Origin of the sequence: Euzebya tangerina (assembly GCF_003074135.1) — a bacterium.
Taxonomy (GTDB): Bacteria; Actinomycetota; Nitriliruptoria; order Euzebyales; family Euzebyaceae; genus Euzebya; species Euzebya tangerina.
This window is the reverse complement of sequence record NZ_PPDK01000003.1, coordinates 422,323-435,003: the sequence shown is the minus strand read 5'-3', so window position 1 is coordinate 435,003 and position 12,681 is coordinate 422,323. Positions and strand designations below refer to the sequence as shown.

Genomic DNA, 12,681 nt, shown 5'->3' with positions numbered 1-12,681 from the left:
CGTCCCGCAGCCTGCGCTACGCTGCGTGCCCGTATGGCGCTTGGTCTGGACGATGTGCTGGTCGGTCACTGGACCCACCCAGGCGGTCACACCGGCTGCAGCGTGGTCCTGCCACCCGCGGGGAGCATCGGGGCCTGCTCCGTCCGTGGCGGGGCGCCGGGAACTCGTGAGGCGGCCGCACTCGGGCCCGGCGGTCAGGGCACGGAGTGCCACGGCATCTTCCTCAGCGGAGGCTCGGCCTTCGGGCTGGCGGTCGGCGACGGCGTCGCCCACTGGTGTGAGGAGCAGGGCCGGGGATACGACCGCTTCGTCACCCCGGTTCCCGTGATCGGCGGCGCCATCGTCTTCGACCTCCGGGAAGCCGGCGCCGGTCGTCCTGATGCGGCGGCTGGCCGGGCCGCCTGCGCGGCGGCCACCACCTCCGACCCAGCGATGGGGCGTGTCGGCGTGGGTGCGGGCTGCACGGTGTCGAAGATCGCTGGGTTCGAGCACCTGCAGCCGGGCGGCCAGGGCTGGGCCGTGGCCACCGGTGGTGGGATCACCGTCGGCGCCTTGATGGCCGTCAATGCCCTCGGCAACGTCCTGGCCGAGGACGGATCGCTGCTGACCGGCGTGGACACCAGGGAGGCTTACCCCTACCGCGACATGACGCCGCCGCCGCAGACCAACACGGTGATCGGGTGCCTGGTCACCGACGCGGTGCTGACCAAGGCCGAGGCTGTCCGGGCGGTCGACCTGGCACACACGGGCATCGCCCGCAGCGTGGACCCACCGCACACCACCATGGATGGTGACGCGCTGTTCCTGCTGAGCACCAAGCGCACCACGGTGACGGCGCCGATCGACCTGGTGGCAACGCTCGGGGCACAGGCCGTGGCTGCGGCGATCCGCGCATCGGTCCGGGCCGCAGCCGCTTGAGCCGTCTCGCGCGGCCCTGCCCGCGTGGCCCATCTACTCTCGGGGCCGTCATGAGCACCGGTGAGACAGGCGACGCGGAATTGTACGGCGACCCCCGCCAGATCGATGGGCTGGAGGCCTACCCCTACGCCAGCATCCAGGCGGAGAAGCGGATCAAGTCCATCAGTGGTCTGCTCTCGGTGGTGACGGTCGGCTTCCTGGTGGCCGGCCTGTACCTCGCGCTGTTCAGCCCGCAGGTCGGATTGGGTGGGCTGCTCACGCTGGTCGGCTTCATCGGGCTCATGGTCGTCCCGGTCGTGGCCAAGCGGATGCGGAGAGCTGCCCTGGCTCGCGAGTCCGGCGGCTAGGGTTCGATCCCAGTTGGAGGTCTGCTAAGATCCACGGGGACATGAAGAACTGATCTGCCAGCGCCCGCGCCCGAGGCACCTCCTCGTCTGAGGCACCCGGCGGGCCCCGCTCCACTCAAGCCGGAGCAGCCGTGTCAGATCGTGTCACATTCAACTGCACCGACATCTCGGTGTCCTTCGGAACCCAGTTCGGCCGCCACGTCGTGCTGGACGACCTCAGCCTGGACGTCGACCGTGGCCAGCGGGTCGTGCTGGTCGGGGAGAACGGCAGCGGGAAGTCCACGCTGCTGCGCGTGCTCGCTGGAACGCTCCGCTGTGACCGAGGGCAGGTCGACCGCCCCGCAGGCCGCATCGCGATGATGACCCAGGTGCCGCCCTGGTCCCCGGACACCACCGTAGAGGCGGTGATGGACGCCTCCATCCGGTGGGCAACCAGGCTGACCACCGCCGTCGAGGAGGCCGGCGCCGCGCTTGCCGACCGGCCGGGCGACCCGGCAGCCGAGCGGGACCTCTCTGACGCGTTGGCCGCCGCAGAGGCGGCGGACGCCTGGAGTGCGGACACGACCCGTGACGCGGCCGTCGGGCACCTGCTCCCCGGCATCGACCCGGGCCTGCGCATCGGTGAGCTGTCAGGAGGTCAGGTCGGTCGATTGCAGATCGTCGACCTCCTCGCCCGGCAGCCGTCCGCTCTGCTGCTCGATGAGCCCACCAATCACCTCGACGCCGACGCCGTCGACGTCCTCGTGGGTCACCTCCGTGGCTTCGTCGGGCCGGTCGTCGCGGCCTCACACGATCGGCAGTTCATCGAGGACGTCGCCACGGGTGTCCTGGATCTGGACCCCGGCCGCGGGTCACCGAGGGTCGTCCCCGGCGGCTGGACGGCGTACCGTGCGGCCCGCAGCCTGGCGCAGGAACAGTGGCGGGAGGACTTCGCGGCCCACCGCACGGCCGAGGCTGTCGTCGGGCAGCGCCGACGCGAGGCCGCCCGCGACCGCCGGATCCCGCCCCCTCGGGACAACGACAAGTTCATACCGAAGGCCAAGGCCCAGCAGGCTGACCGCACCCGAGCGGCCCGACTGCGACGCGCCGACGTCGACCGAGCACGCCTGGCCGCCGACCGGGTCCCGAAACCGCCCCGACCGCTGCACCTCCGAGCCGAGGTGCTGACCGCAGCCGGACCTCAGGGTGTGCTGCTCTCGGCCCAGCGCGTTGCCGTCGCAGCTCGCCTCTCGGCCACCCGCCTCGACGTCACGCACGGCGACCGGATCCTGGTGGTCGGGCCGAACGGCGCCGGCAAGTCGACGCTCCTCCAGGTGCTGGCTGGCACGCTCGCGCCGAGCAGCGGCGAGGTGTTGAGGCAGCCCGGCGTCCGCGTCGGCCACCTGGACCAGGACCCTCCACCGATGGATCCGAACCTCTCACCGCGTCAGTGGTTCGACGGGGTTCGACGGCCGGAGGCCACACCGGAACTGGTCGAACTCGGCCTGATCCGGCCGCGTGACCTCGACCGGCCGGTGGGCGAGCTGTCTGCCGGGCAACGCCGTCGGTTGGCGCTCGCGGCCACGATCGCCCGACCGCCCCACGTCCTGCTGCTGGACGAGCCGACGGACCATCTCTCCCTCAGCTTGGTCGAGGAGCTGGAGGCGGCGCTGCTGTCCTCGCCCGGTGCCGTGGTGGTCGCGTCACACGACCGCTGGTTGCGGTCGCGCTGGGACGGCGAGGTCAATGAGCTCGCCCCCGCGCATTCCCGCCCTCACATCAGTTGACTGGCGACCTCGCGAAGCTCTCCCGGCTCTCCGATCATGGTCAGGTCATCACCGCGCTTGATGGTGGTGAACCCGTCCGGCGAGATGACCGTCCCGCGGCGTCGCAGCGCGAGGAGCAGGATGCCGTCGGGAAGCCGGAGATCCCGGACGGGGCGCCCATCAGCCGACGCGGCCTTGACCTTGATCTGCATGACCTCACGGTTGGGATCGGCGTGGAGGACCAGTTCAGCTGCGTCGGGTGTGCGGACGGCGTCCTCGATGAGCGCTGTGGCCGCGCTGGTCGGGTCGATGACGAGCGTACCGATGTCGTGGAAGTCATCCAGCAGGTCGGGATGGGACATGCGGGCGACCGTGCGCTCGATGCCAGCCTCGACAGCAGCACGACAGAGGTCCAGATTGGCATCATCGTCACCGCCCATGGCCACGACGGTGTCGGGGAGTTGGTCGAGATCGGCGAAGAACTGTTCGGCATCTTCCAGCACGAGGATGGTCCGGGACCGCTCAGCCTGCTCGGCCTCCGCCACGTGGTCGTGCTCGTCGTCCGCCAACGTCGTCGCCCATCCGGCAGCTTCGAGTCGTTCGGCGAGTTGGAGGGCGTTGCGGTCGACGCCGTAGATCAGCGCGCGGCGGCCATCACCCTGACCGACCTCGTCGACCCGGTTCAGGATGTACTTCAGCAGCATGGGCCCGAAGATCTCGTTCAGGACGATGACCGCGACGATGAGCGTGGCGAACGCGTCGCCGAGCGAGGGGAACTGGATCGAGGCCTCGCGCGCGAGCCCCAGGGCGATGCCGGCCTGGGTGATGAGGGCCAGCCAGCTCTTGCTGGCGATGTGGCCGGTCTCCCGGGCCAGACGCGCGCCCGTGGTCGTGCCGACCGCGATGGCCACGATGCGGACGACGAACAGGACGGCCGCAACCGGCAGGACCGCCAGCAGGGTGTCCAGCTTGAGCGAGACACCGGTGAGGGTGAAGAAGGCGACGTACACGGCCGGTGAGACCTTGTGCAGCACGTGCTCGAAGGTGTGTCGCTGGTCGGTGAAGTTGGTGACGACGGTCCCGGCGATGAGCGTTGCCAGGAGTGGCTCCAGGTAGATCTCGAAGCCCACGGCGTCCACGGACCACTCCGAGACGAAGTCGGCCGCCTCGTAGATGCCGAAGCCGATCGACAGGACCACCGCGGCGTTGACCACCAGCGGCAAGCCCAGCCGGAGGTAGGCGGCGATGACCTTGCCGACAGTGAAGCCGATGATGCATGCCAGCGTCAGGTCGAGGAGGAGGATCGGGATGAAGCTCAGTTGCAGCCCGCCGTCACCGAGCAGCGCACCGGCAACGCTGGCGGAGGCGGCAAACGCGACGACCACAACAACATCCATCACGATCGTCAGGGACAGCGCAGTCGAGGTGAACCGGCCGCGCGCGCCGACCTCCTTGATGACGGCGATCGTGGAGGGTGGGGACAGCGCAAGCAGGACGGTGCCGCCGAGAACCGCCATGGCCACGATCTCGGCGCCGCCGAGTCCATCGCCGAAGCTGGCCACGGTGGCAAGGCCGCCGACCGTGCCCCCGATGATGGCCAAACCGGCCACCGAGATGGCCCCTGCCATCGTGAGAATCGTCCGAACACGGTCGCGGAGCTCGGGGATGTAGAGCTCGCTGCCTGCCACGAAGGCGATGAGCCCGAGTGAGATCTCGTCCACGAATCGGAGTTCCACCTCCGCACCGACGGGCAGCAGTTCGAGGACGAACCCGCCGGCGACGGCGCCTGCGGCCAGGTACCCGGTGATGTAGGGGAGGCCGATGGCCGTGAACCACTTGCCGATCCGGTGAGAGGCGATGCTGACCAGCGCGAAGATCGCCAGGAGTTCGAAGGTGGTCATGACGTCGATCTGACGAAGGCCATAGAACTCACGAGTTTGCCACGCGCCGACCTGGCGGACGCCGCACCGATCCCCGGATTCGTGCGTCGCGTCAGATCAGTTCGGCTCCCAGGCTAATCGCTCGTCGCAGCGCGGATGCCCGACAGCCAGGGAATCAGGTCCCCGGCGAGGTAGTCGAGCGCGACATCCAGCTCGGGATCCGCTCCGGTGACGGCCGGGTTGCCGGTCACCTGCAGCAGCCGGCCATCCTCGAGTGCCAGGAAGAGCGGTCCGACCTCCGGCCAGGCCGGCCCACGGTTCCGCAACGCGGCGGTGGAGCCGTCCCCGACGTCGACCTCGCCCGCGCCCCGTCGGATCTCCTGCTCCACGAACGCCGCAGCGCTCTGACCCTGGGGCGGGAGGGCCAACTGGAAGGCGATGCGTTCCCCCCGGGCCTCCCACACGCTGGCGTCGGCCTCGGCAGGTGAGGGGACAGCGGCCCATGGCGGCTGCGCGGAGGCCACGATGGCCTGGTCGAGTTCCTCGTCGAGCGGCTGTGTCGCCAGCGTCGGCGGCGCAGGGAGGCCGGCGGAATCGTGCGGCGGGATCACGAGCTCCTGGCCGACCTGCAGGGGGGTGTCGCCGGCGAGGTCGTTGGCGTCCGCGATGATCCCGAAGGCGGTGGGGTCTCCGTACACGGACCTCGCGATGTCGGCGAGGTTGTCACCAGGTTGGACGACCCAGATGTCGTAGTCGACGTCCGGGCCGCCGTCGATGATCGGGAAGTCGCCGTCGGGCACACCCGGATCGAGCATGGAGTACTCGGTCCCGCTCGGTGTCGGGACCACCATGGGGGACGGCGTCGGCGCGGGCGCCGGCACCGCCGGTGCCGACATGGTCGGGTTGGGGAGGAGGGGGGTCGTCGGGCTCGGAGTGGGCTGTGTGGGTGGGGCGTGAGCCACGTCGAACTCAACCGTTGCCGATTGGTTCCCCAGGGGGCCGAGGGCGAGGACGCCGACCGCCAGCACCACCACACCGGCTAGCGCGCCGAACATGAGACGCGCTCGTCGCTGGTCGGTTAGGCGAATCTCACCAGCCCGACGGTTGATCTGGTGGATCGGAACTGGCGGGGCGTGATCGATCTTCTGGCGGATTCGCTCTCGGATGTCAGACATTCGGCTGCACCTCCGCTGCCGTTGCGGTCGGGGCGGTGGACGAGGGGTGCCAGGCCAGATCGGGGCTCGCCTGGAGCGACTGGGTCGCCTGATGGCACAGGGCCCGGACCGTTCCCGGGCGGCACCGCATCGCCGCGGCCGTGTCCGAGACCGACAGGTCACCCAGATACCGGAGCGCCACAGCCAGTCGCTGTCGGGGCGGCAGACGGCGGAGCGCGTCGGCCAGAGCCAGTCGATCGGCCACCGCCTCGTCGTCGGGCACGCTGGGCCGAGTGGTCGCCGCGCTCTGAACCGATACCGCGGGCCGTTGCTCCCGTGCCCGCCGCCGCAACGCGTCCTTGGCCGCGTTCACCCCGACCCGGTAGGCGTATCCCTTCGGCGACGCCATGCGGCTGACCCGTGCCCAGCGGGCCACCACGGTGGCGAGCGCCTCCTGCGCCGCATCCTGACCCAGAGCGTCGTCACGACACATCAGGCTCAGCGCACGGACCAGATCCGGCCACACCTCGCGGCAGAACACCTCGGGGTCCTCGCCCTGCTCCACTCCCATCACCCTCCCAACCGTCGAGACTGGCGTCGGCGTTTAGTCGGACCGCCGCAGGACGAAGAACTGATACCCCACGGCCGAGGGACCACCCGCGTCGTAGACCGCGAACTCCCGCTCGTGAGCGGCCACCGCCTCCGACATGCCAGGGTCGCCCGGGTCGGCGAGCTCGGCCACACGATCGCGCAGTGGGCTGTAGTAGGCCTCCCAGTCCGACGGGGGCAGCGAGAAGTCGCCGATCCGCCGGTACCCGGCTTGAAGCGCCTGCGCGCGCCGTCGCTGCACCGGCTGCATGTCCGGGTACTCGCTGGTCCAGAAGTCCGAGACCACCTGCGGCACGGTTGGCGCCGCCCACACCGCCTCGCTCACCGCCAGCACCCCACCGGGCCGGAGGACCTCACGCCACGCCCGCAAGGCCACGTCGAAGCCGATCGAGTAGGCAGCGGCCTCGGACCAGACCAGGTCCACGGGGGCTGGGGCGACGGCCTGTGGCTCGGTCATGTCGCCGACGACGGCCGTGACCCGGTCGGCGACCCCGGCAGCAGCGGCCCGCCGCTCCACCTCCTCGATGAAGGGTGGATGGAGGTCGACGGCGACGATGTGGGCGTCCGGCAGCGCCTCGGCCAGCGTGATCGTCTGCGCTCCGGGGCCGCAGCCGAGGTCGAGCACGCTGAGTCCACCGGATGCACGATCGTGCCCCGGCCCCGGCATCTGTGGGTCAGGCCCCGATCGTGCCGAATCGGCGGTGCCGGACGAGGCCAGACCGGTCAGTCGCAGGGCCCGGAGGGTGGACTCGGGAGACCCCGGCCCCTCCCGGTCCAACCCAGCGTGGATCCGGACGAACGCCTCCTCGGGCGTCACCGGCGACCCCCTCTCCCGCCCCACCGCGCCGACGGGATCACGAGGAGAACTTCGCCACCCACTGCTGCAGCTGCTCCGAGGTGGCCGAGGACGCCTGCGCCCAGGACTCGTACTCCAGCACCGCACCCAGGTCGTCGGTCTCCACGGCGATGCCGACCGAACGCTTGATGTGGCGGGCCAGCTGCGGGTCCACGTCGGCGAACCGGTGGGCCAGTTCGCCCGCCACGGCCACACAATCCTTCTCCGGCCCCTCGGCCAGACCGAGCTCCACCGCCTCCTGCACATCCAGCAGGTCACCGAGCAGCAACGTCCGGAGCGCTCGGGACGCTCCCATCGCCCGGACCAGGAACCAGGTGCACCCCCCACCCGGGTGCAGACCGATCTTCGCGAACGTCGCACCGAACGTCGCGTACGTCCCGGCGATGCGGATGTCGCAGGCCATGGCCAGGTTCAGGCCGGCTCCGACCGCAGCGCCGTTGACGGCAGCGATGGTGGGGAACGGCAGCTCGTGCACGGCCAGGAAGGCCTGGTAGTACCCCTGCAGCTCCTCACGCATGTCGGCGACGCCGCGCTCCGGATTGCCGAACAGCTGCGGCAGGTCGGCTCCGGCGCAGAAGCCCTTCCCCTCGCCGGTGATGACCAGGGCCCGGATGTCACGATCCTCGTGCAGGTCCGCGACGGCGGCGATCATCTCTCCAGCCATCTCGTGGCCCATCGCGTTTCGACGGTCCGGGTCGGTCAGGGTCATGGTCGCAACGCCTTGGGCGTCGACGGCAACAGTGAGCTTGCTCATGGGATCTGACGCTACACGTATGATCCGGATCCCCATCTGCTCGTGCAGGCAGATTCCGTCACCGGGCAAGAGGCACGATCACGAACGTCGAGTTGGTCACCACCAGCCCCGCACACACCCAAGCGGTTGCCGGGGTGCTCAGTCCTGTGCTGCGGGCGGGGGACGTCGTCGCACTCACCGGCGAGATCGGCGCCGGGAAGACCTGCTTCGTCCAAGGCGCCGCCGCAGCCCTCGGCGTCACCGACCGGGTGACCAGTCCCTCCTTCATCCTGCGCAAGGAGTACCGCGGGGAGCAGCTTGACGTGCTCCACATGGATGTCTACCGACTGGAGAGCCTGCAGGAGGTGCTGGAGGTCGGCTTTGCCGAGGTCGGGACTGCCTCCGCCGTCGTCTTCGTCGAGTGGGGTGATGCCATGGCCCCACTCCTCCCCGCCGACCACCTCGAGGTCGAGTTCCGGTTGCCGCCGCTGGATGAGGCGACGCCAGCGGCCTCGGCGGCGGACTGGCAGCCGGAGCCGCGCACGCTCCACGTCCGCGCCCACGGACACGACTGGGCTCGGCGTCTGATCGAGGTCCGCGACCAGCTCATCGCTGCCAGCTCGTCGGCCCAGCTGAGCGGTGCCGGGCCCGGCGCCGAGTCGACGGGGGAGGGGCAGTGATGCTGGTCCTCGGCGTCGAGACCTCGACATCTGCGGCCAGTGTGTGCCTGGCGACCCGCGACGGCATCGCCGCGAACGCCCAGATCGGTCCCGGCCTGCCGCACCTGACGCGGGCTCACGGCTCGTTCGTGGCTCCTGCCATCCAGTACTGCCTGGCAACCGCCGGGGTCGAGGCGTCCGCGGTCACCGGTGTCGCGGTGTCGCTCGGTCCCGGTCTGTTCACCGGGATGCGTGTGGGCATCGCCACCGCACAGGCCTTCGCCCACGCTCGCGGGTTGCCCGTGGTCGGCCTCGCCTCCCTCGATCTGCTGGCCTTCCGCTGGCGGCACGTACCAGGTCTGGTGTGCAGCGTGCTCGATGCCCGGCGCGGTGAGCTGTTCTGGGCGACGTACCGGGCGGTGCCGGGTGGCATCCAGCGGGTCGGGGAGTTCCACTGTGGACGCCCCGACGTCCTGGCTGCCGAGATCGAGGCCACCGCCGAAGACACTCTCTGCGTCGGTGACGGTGCCGCCCTCCACCGCGGCCTGCTGGCCAGCGCCGGGGCCGATGTGATCGACGGAGCGGCCGTGCACCCGAGCGCGGCAGCCCTGGCCAAGCTCGCAATGCCGAAGTTCATCCGTGAGGACACCACCCGTCCCGAGCTCCTGCAGCCGATCTACCTGCGACAGGCCGATGCCCAGATCAACTGGTCCAAGCGCGGCGCACTCTTCGGCGGACGGGGGGAGGGGTGAGGTCCGCACCAACCCAGCCGCTGTCGCTACGGGCGATGACGGCCGCCGACCTGGATGACGTCGTCAGCCTCGAGGCTGAGGTCCAGGTCACGCCGTGGTCGGCTGCCCTGTTCGCGCGGGAACTCGGCCAGCCTGACCGCCAGTACGCAGTGGTCCGGACCGACACCGGAGACCTGGCTGGCTTCGGCGGGCTCTGGCTGAGCCTGGAGGACGCCCACATCACGACGCTTGTCGTCGCGCCGGCTCATCGACGTCAGGGCATCGGGAGCGCGCTGGTGGATCAGCTGCTCCAGCTCGCCGTCGAGATGGGCGCCGGCGCTGCCACGCTCGAGGTGCGGGCCGGCAACACCGCTGCCATCGAGCTGTATCGGGGCTTCGGATTCGCGCCCGTCGGCGTACGGCCGCGCTACTACCCGAGCGGATCGAGCGAGCAGGACCGGGAGGACGCGATCATCATGTGGCTGCACGACCTGCCGGACCGCGACCCCGGCCGTCGCACCATGAGCGAGGAGGTGGCCTGATGTTGGTCCTCGGCATCGAGACCTCCTGCGACGAGACGGCTGTCGCCCTGGTGGAGGACGGCGTGACGGTCCGCTCGAACGTCATCGGCTCCCAGATCGACCATCACCGCCCCTTCGGCGGGGTCGTCCCCGAGATCGCCGCCCGGGCACATCTGGAGATGATGTTGCCGACCATCGGACAGGCGCTGGTCGAGGCCGGGGCGACCTACGACGACCTCGAGGGCGTGGCCGTGACCGCTGGGCCGGGTCTGGTCGGTGCGCTGCTGGTCGGGGTCGCGGCCGCCAAGTCGATCTCGCTTGCCCACGACATCCCGCTCATCGGTGTCAACCATCTCGAGGGGCACGTCTGCGCCACGCAGCTGGAGCACGGACTGATCGACCCGCCGATGCTGGCGCTCATCGTCTCCGGTGGCCATACGAGCCTGGTCCTGCTCGACCGGGAGGGAGGCTTCACCAGCATCGGCGCCACCATCGACGACGCGGCCGGTGAGGCGTTCGACAAGGTCGCGAGGTTCATCGGCCTGCCCTTCCCCGGTGGGCCGGAGATCGACCGCCTGAGCCGCGATGGCGACCCGACCGCGATCGCGTTCCCGCGGGCGATGCTGAACAGCGGCAACTACGACTTCTCGATGTCTGGTCTCAAGACCGCCGTCATCCGGGAGCTTCGACGCATGGACGCCGTGGGGGAGGAGATCGTGTTGGCCGACGTCGCCGCTTCCTTCACCGAGGCCATCACCGACGTCCTCGTCACCAAGACCATCCGGGCCGCCGAGGAGCATGATGTCGAGCGGGTGACCCTGGTCGGCGGTGTGGCTGCCAACTCGAGGCTGCGGGAGGCGCTGGCGGATCGCTGCCGCGCGGCCGGCCGTCGCCTGCTCCTCCCTCAGCCGGTGCTGTGCACGGACAACGGTGCGATGATTGCCGCCGCCGGGTTCAACCGACTTGCCGCAGGCCAGACGACTGCGGTCGATCTCGATGCCGACCCGTCGCTTGGCCTCCACGCCATGCCGATAGCCCACACCTGATCATGACCACGACACCCCGGCGAGTTGGCGCACGGCGCATGCTCCCCCAGGACCTCGGGGAGGTCATTCGCGCCGTGGAGTCAGACTTCGGCCGACTGCCGGAGGGGCTCTGGGACCCCCGCCACCACTACCTGCTGCACGCCCTGGACCGTCGGGAGGTGGACCGCTTCGTCATCTGGGGTGATGACGCCACTCGCGCCGTGGCACACATCGGGCCGACCGGCACCGTCGTGACGGCGGGGTGGGCCGAGGCAGCGACCGACCTCTCGGAGTACGTGGAGCGGGCCCGCTGGCGCATCCTCATCGGCGACGAGGCGATCACCGGGGGCGTGCTCCGAGCGTCGCAGCGGTCCTTCTTCCGCCGTCGACCGACCAGTCGGATCCAACGCTTCATGGTGCTGGACCGGGAGTCGCAGGTTCCGGGTGAGCCGCTCACCGGGTTTCGGCGTGGCTGGCGTCATGACCTCGACGTGCTCGAGGAGTTCGCGTGTCGTCTCCACGTGGAGGACGAGATGGGCACACCGCTGACCGGCAGTTCGCGCGCCGGTGTGCGACAGCGCATGGCCGACAGTGTGGACCGGGGTACCACCTGGGTGGTGCAGCGTGACCGGCACGTCGTCGCGAAGTTGGATCTGTCGCTGCACTCCGGCCGCCGGGGGGCGCAGATCTCCGGCGTCTACGTGCGGTCGGACCACCGGGGGCAGGGCATCTGCCGTGGGATGGTCACGACGCTGTGCGCGCAACTGCTCGACGACGGTCTGCCCGTGGTCAGCCTGCACGTGCGAGACGACAACGAGCCCGCGATCCAGGCCTACTCGCGGGCGGGATTCCTCCCGCGTGGACGGTGGGTCCTGGCGCTGCGCTAGTGACTCAGGCCACCAGGCCGATCAGGCCTGCGCGAGGACGCCCTCGTCCTCGAGGCGGATGACGAGGTCCTCGGGGTCGGTCCCGTAGATGACGGAGAGGGCTCGGAGGTCCTCACCCCGAATCGTCAGCACGTTGCCGTTGAAGTCCCCGCGCTGCAACTGGATGGTGTGAGCGAAGCGGGAGACGGGCCGCAGTTCCGGATCGAGGTCCGCTCGGGAGAGCTTGCGCAGATCCAACATGATCTTGGATGCGGCATTGGTGGCCGAGGTCGGCAGGTCCTCCTTCGGCAGCAGCTCCGAGACCGGCACGTTGTAGAACTCGCTCAGCTCGGCCAGCTTCGCCACCGAGACTGCTCGGTCGCCGCGCTCGTAGCTGCCGACGACAACGGCCTTCCAGCGACCGCCGGACACCTCCTCGACCTGTTGCAGCGTCAGACCCTGCTGCTGCCTGATCGCCCGTAGACGAGCGCCCAAACGCCTCTGGTACTCAGTGGCCACGCGTTTTCTCCTTGTGCCGCGCTTCGGGGGAGTTGCCCTCACGCGCTGTGACATTCGACTGGTGAAGTGTCTCCACAATAACACAGAGTTACTTCGAGAGAAACACTTTCTGTGGAGA

At 69.9% G+C, this 12,681-nt stretch carries 14 protein-coding genes; 8 read left to right on the top strand and 6 right to left on the bottom strand.

What is annotated here, in order from left to right:
• Positions 1 to 33 precede the first annotated feature (33 nt).
• The 3 genes from C1746_RS20375 to C1746_RS20365 all read left to right on the top strand — a co-directional run bounded on the left by C1746_RS20375 (position 34) and on the right by C1746_RS20365 (position 3,031).
• Positions 34 to 918: a P1 family peptidase gene (locus C1746_RS20375; protein ID WP_116716591.1), complete on the top strand. Its 885-nt coding sequence runs from the start codon at positions 34 to 36 to the stop codon at positions 916 to 918.
• Between the two features lie 50 nt (positions 919 to 968).
• Entirely contained in the window at positions 969 to 1,265 is a 297-nt protein-coding gene (locus C1746_RS20370) for a hypothetical protein (RefSeq protein ID WP_116716590.1), read from the top strand.
• Between the two features lie 131 nt (positions 1,266 to 1,396).
• The gene (locus tag C1746_RS20365) at positions 1,397 to 3,031 is read left to right on the top strand and encodes an ABC-F family ATP-binding cassette domain-containing protein (RefSeq protein WP_116716589.1); all 1,635 of its coding nucleotides are present in this window, start codon (positions 1,397 to 1,399) and stop codon (positions 3,029 to 3,031) included.
• Here the strand turns inward: C1746_RS20365 and C1746_RS20360 are convergent.
• From C1746_RS20360 to C1746_RS20340, 5 genes are all read right to left on the bottom strand, one after another.
• Positions 3,019 to 4,911: a monovalent cation:proton antiporter family protein gene (locus C1746_RS20360; protein ID WP_116716588.1), complete on the bottom strand. Its 1,893-nt coding sequence runs from the start codon at positions 4,909 to 4,911 to the stop codon at positions 3,019 to 3,021. The genes C1746_RS20365 and C1746_RS20360 overlap by 13 nt on opposite strands.
• A gap of 113 nt (positions 4,912 to 5,024) precedes the next feature.
• Positions 5,025 to 6,065 (bottom strand): LysM peptidoglycan-binding domain-containing protein, encoded by a 1,041-nt coding sequence (locus tag C1746_RS20355; RefSeq protein WP_116716587.1) that lies wholly within the window; start codon positions 6,063 to 6,065, stop codon positions 5,025 to 5,027.
• Complete coding sequence (locus tag C1746_RS20350; protein ID WP_116716586.1) at positions 6,058 to 6,615, bottom strand: RNA polymerase sigma factor; 558 nt, start codon at positions 6,613 to 6,615, stop codon at positions 6,058 to 6,060. The genes C1746_RS20355 and C1746_RS20350 overlap by 8 nt, the downstream gene beginning before the upstream one ends.
• Positions 6,616 to 6,648: 33 nt before the next feature.
• Entirely contained in the window at positions 6,649 to 7,470 is an 822-nt protein-coding gene (locus C1746_RS20345; RefSeq protein WP_116716585.1) for a class I SAM-dependent methyltransferase, read from the bottom strand.
• A 37-nt stretch (positions 7,471 to 7,507) separates the two neighbouring features.
• Complete coding sequence (locus tag C1746_RS20340; protein WP_116716584.1) at positions 7,508 to 8,263, bottom strand: enoyl-CoA hydratase; 756 nt, start codon at positions 8,261 to 8,263, stop codon at positions 7,508 to 7,510.
• Positions 8,264 to 8,355: 92 nt separating this feature from the next.
• On the opposite strand from C1746_RS20340, the gene tsaE reads away from it, so the two are divergent.
• The 5 genes from tsaE to C1746_RS20315 are packed head-to-tail and all read left to right on the top strand — an operon-like array spanning position 8,356 to position 12,065.
• Entirely contained in the window at positions 8,356 to 8,922 is a 567-nt protein-coding gene (gene tsaE, locus C1746_RS20335; protein WP_162868020.1) for a tRNA (adenosine(37)-N6)-threonylcarbamoyltransferase complex ATPase subunit type 1 TsaE, read from the top strand.
• Positions 8,922 to 9,653, top strand: a complete 732-nt coding sequence (tsaB, locus tag C1746_RS20330) for a tRNA (adenosine(37)-N6)-threonylcarbamoyltransferase complex dimerization subunit type 1 TsaB (protein ID WP_116716582.1) — start codon at positions 8,922 to 8,924, stop codon at positions 9,651 to 9,653. The genes tsaE and tsaB overlap by 1 nt, the downstream gene beginning before the upstream one ends.
• Positions 9,650 to 10,174, top strand: coding sequence for a ribosomal protein S18-alanine N-acetyltransferase (gene rimI, locus C1746_RS20325; protein ID WP_162868019.1), 525 nt, complete (start codon positions 9,650 to 9,652; stop codon positions 10,172 to 10,174). The genes tsaB and rimI overlap by 4 nt, the downstream gene beginning before the upstream one ends.
• Positions 10,174 to 11,199 (top strand): tRNA (adenosine(37)-N6)-threonylcarbamoyltransferase complex transferase subunit TsaD, encoded by a 1,026-nt coding sequence (gene tsaD / locus C1746_RS20320; RefSeq protein ID WP_205712020.1) that lies wholly within the window; start codon positions 10,174 to 10,176, stop codon positions 11,197 to 11,199. The genes rimI and tsaD overlap by 1 nt, the downstream gene beginning before the upstream one ends.
• A gap of 2 nt (positions 11,200 to 11,201) precedes the next feature.
• The gene (locus tag C1746_RS20315) at positions 11,202 to 12,065 is read left to right on the top strand and encodes a GNAT family N-acetyltransferase (RefSeq protein ID WP_116716580.1); all 864 of its coding nucleotides are present in this window, start codon (positions 11,202 to 11,204) and stop codon (positions 12,063 to 12,065) included.
• A gap of 21 nt (positions 12,066 to 12,086) precedes the next feature.
• Here the strand turns inward: C1746_RS20315 and C1746_RS20310 are convergent, their stop codons facing one another.
• Positions 12,087 to 12,563, bottom strand: a complete 477-nt coding sequence (locus C1746_RS20310; RefSeq protein ID WP_116716579.1) for a transcriptional regulator — start codon at positions 12,561 to 12,563, stop codon at positions 12,087 to 12,089.
• Between the last annotated feature and the right edge of the window lie 118 nt (positions 12,564 to 12,681).

Excerpts from the sequence above, each read along its gene's own strand:
- C1746_RS20315 (WP_116716580.1), top strand. The coding sequence starts at position 11,202 with ATGACCACGACACCCCGGCGAGTTGGCGCACGGCGCATGCTCCCCCAG.
- C1746_RS20360 (WP_116716588.1), bottom strand. The coding sequence starts at position 4,911 with ATGACCACCTTCGAACTCCTGGCGATCTTCGCGCTGGTCAGCATCGCC.
- C1746_RS20340 (WP_116716584.1), bottom strand. The coding sequence starts at position 8,263 with ATGAGCAAGCTCACTGTTGCCGTCGACGCCCAAGGCGTTGCGACCATG.
- tsaD (WP_205712020.1), top strand. The coding sequence starts at position 10,174 with ATGTTGGTCCTCGGCATCGAGACCTCCTGCGACGAGACGGCTGTCGCC.
- tsaB (WP_116716582.1), top strand. The coding sequence starts at position 8,922 with ATGCTGGTCCTCGGCGTCGAGACCTCGACATCTGCGGCCAGTGTGTGC.
- C1746_RS20370 (WP_116716590.1), top strand. The coding sequence starts at position 969 with ATGAGCACCGGTGAGACAGGCGACGCGGAATTGTACGGCGACCCCCGC.
- C1746_RS20355 (WP_116716587.1), bottom strand. The coding sequence starts at position 6,065 with ATGTCTGACATCCGAGAGCGAATCCGCCAGAAGATCGATCACGCCCCG.
- C1746_RS20350 (WP_116716586.1), bottom strand. The coding sequence starts at position 6,615 with ATGGGAGTGGAGCAGGGCGAGGACCCCGAGGTGTTCTGCCGCGAGGTG.
- C1746_RS20375 (WP_116716591.1), top strand. The coding sequence starts at position 34 with ATGGCGCTTGGTCTGGACGATGTGCTGGTCGGTCACTGGACCCACCCA.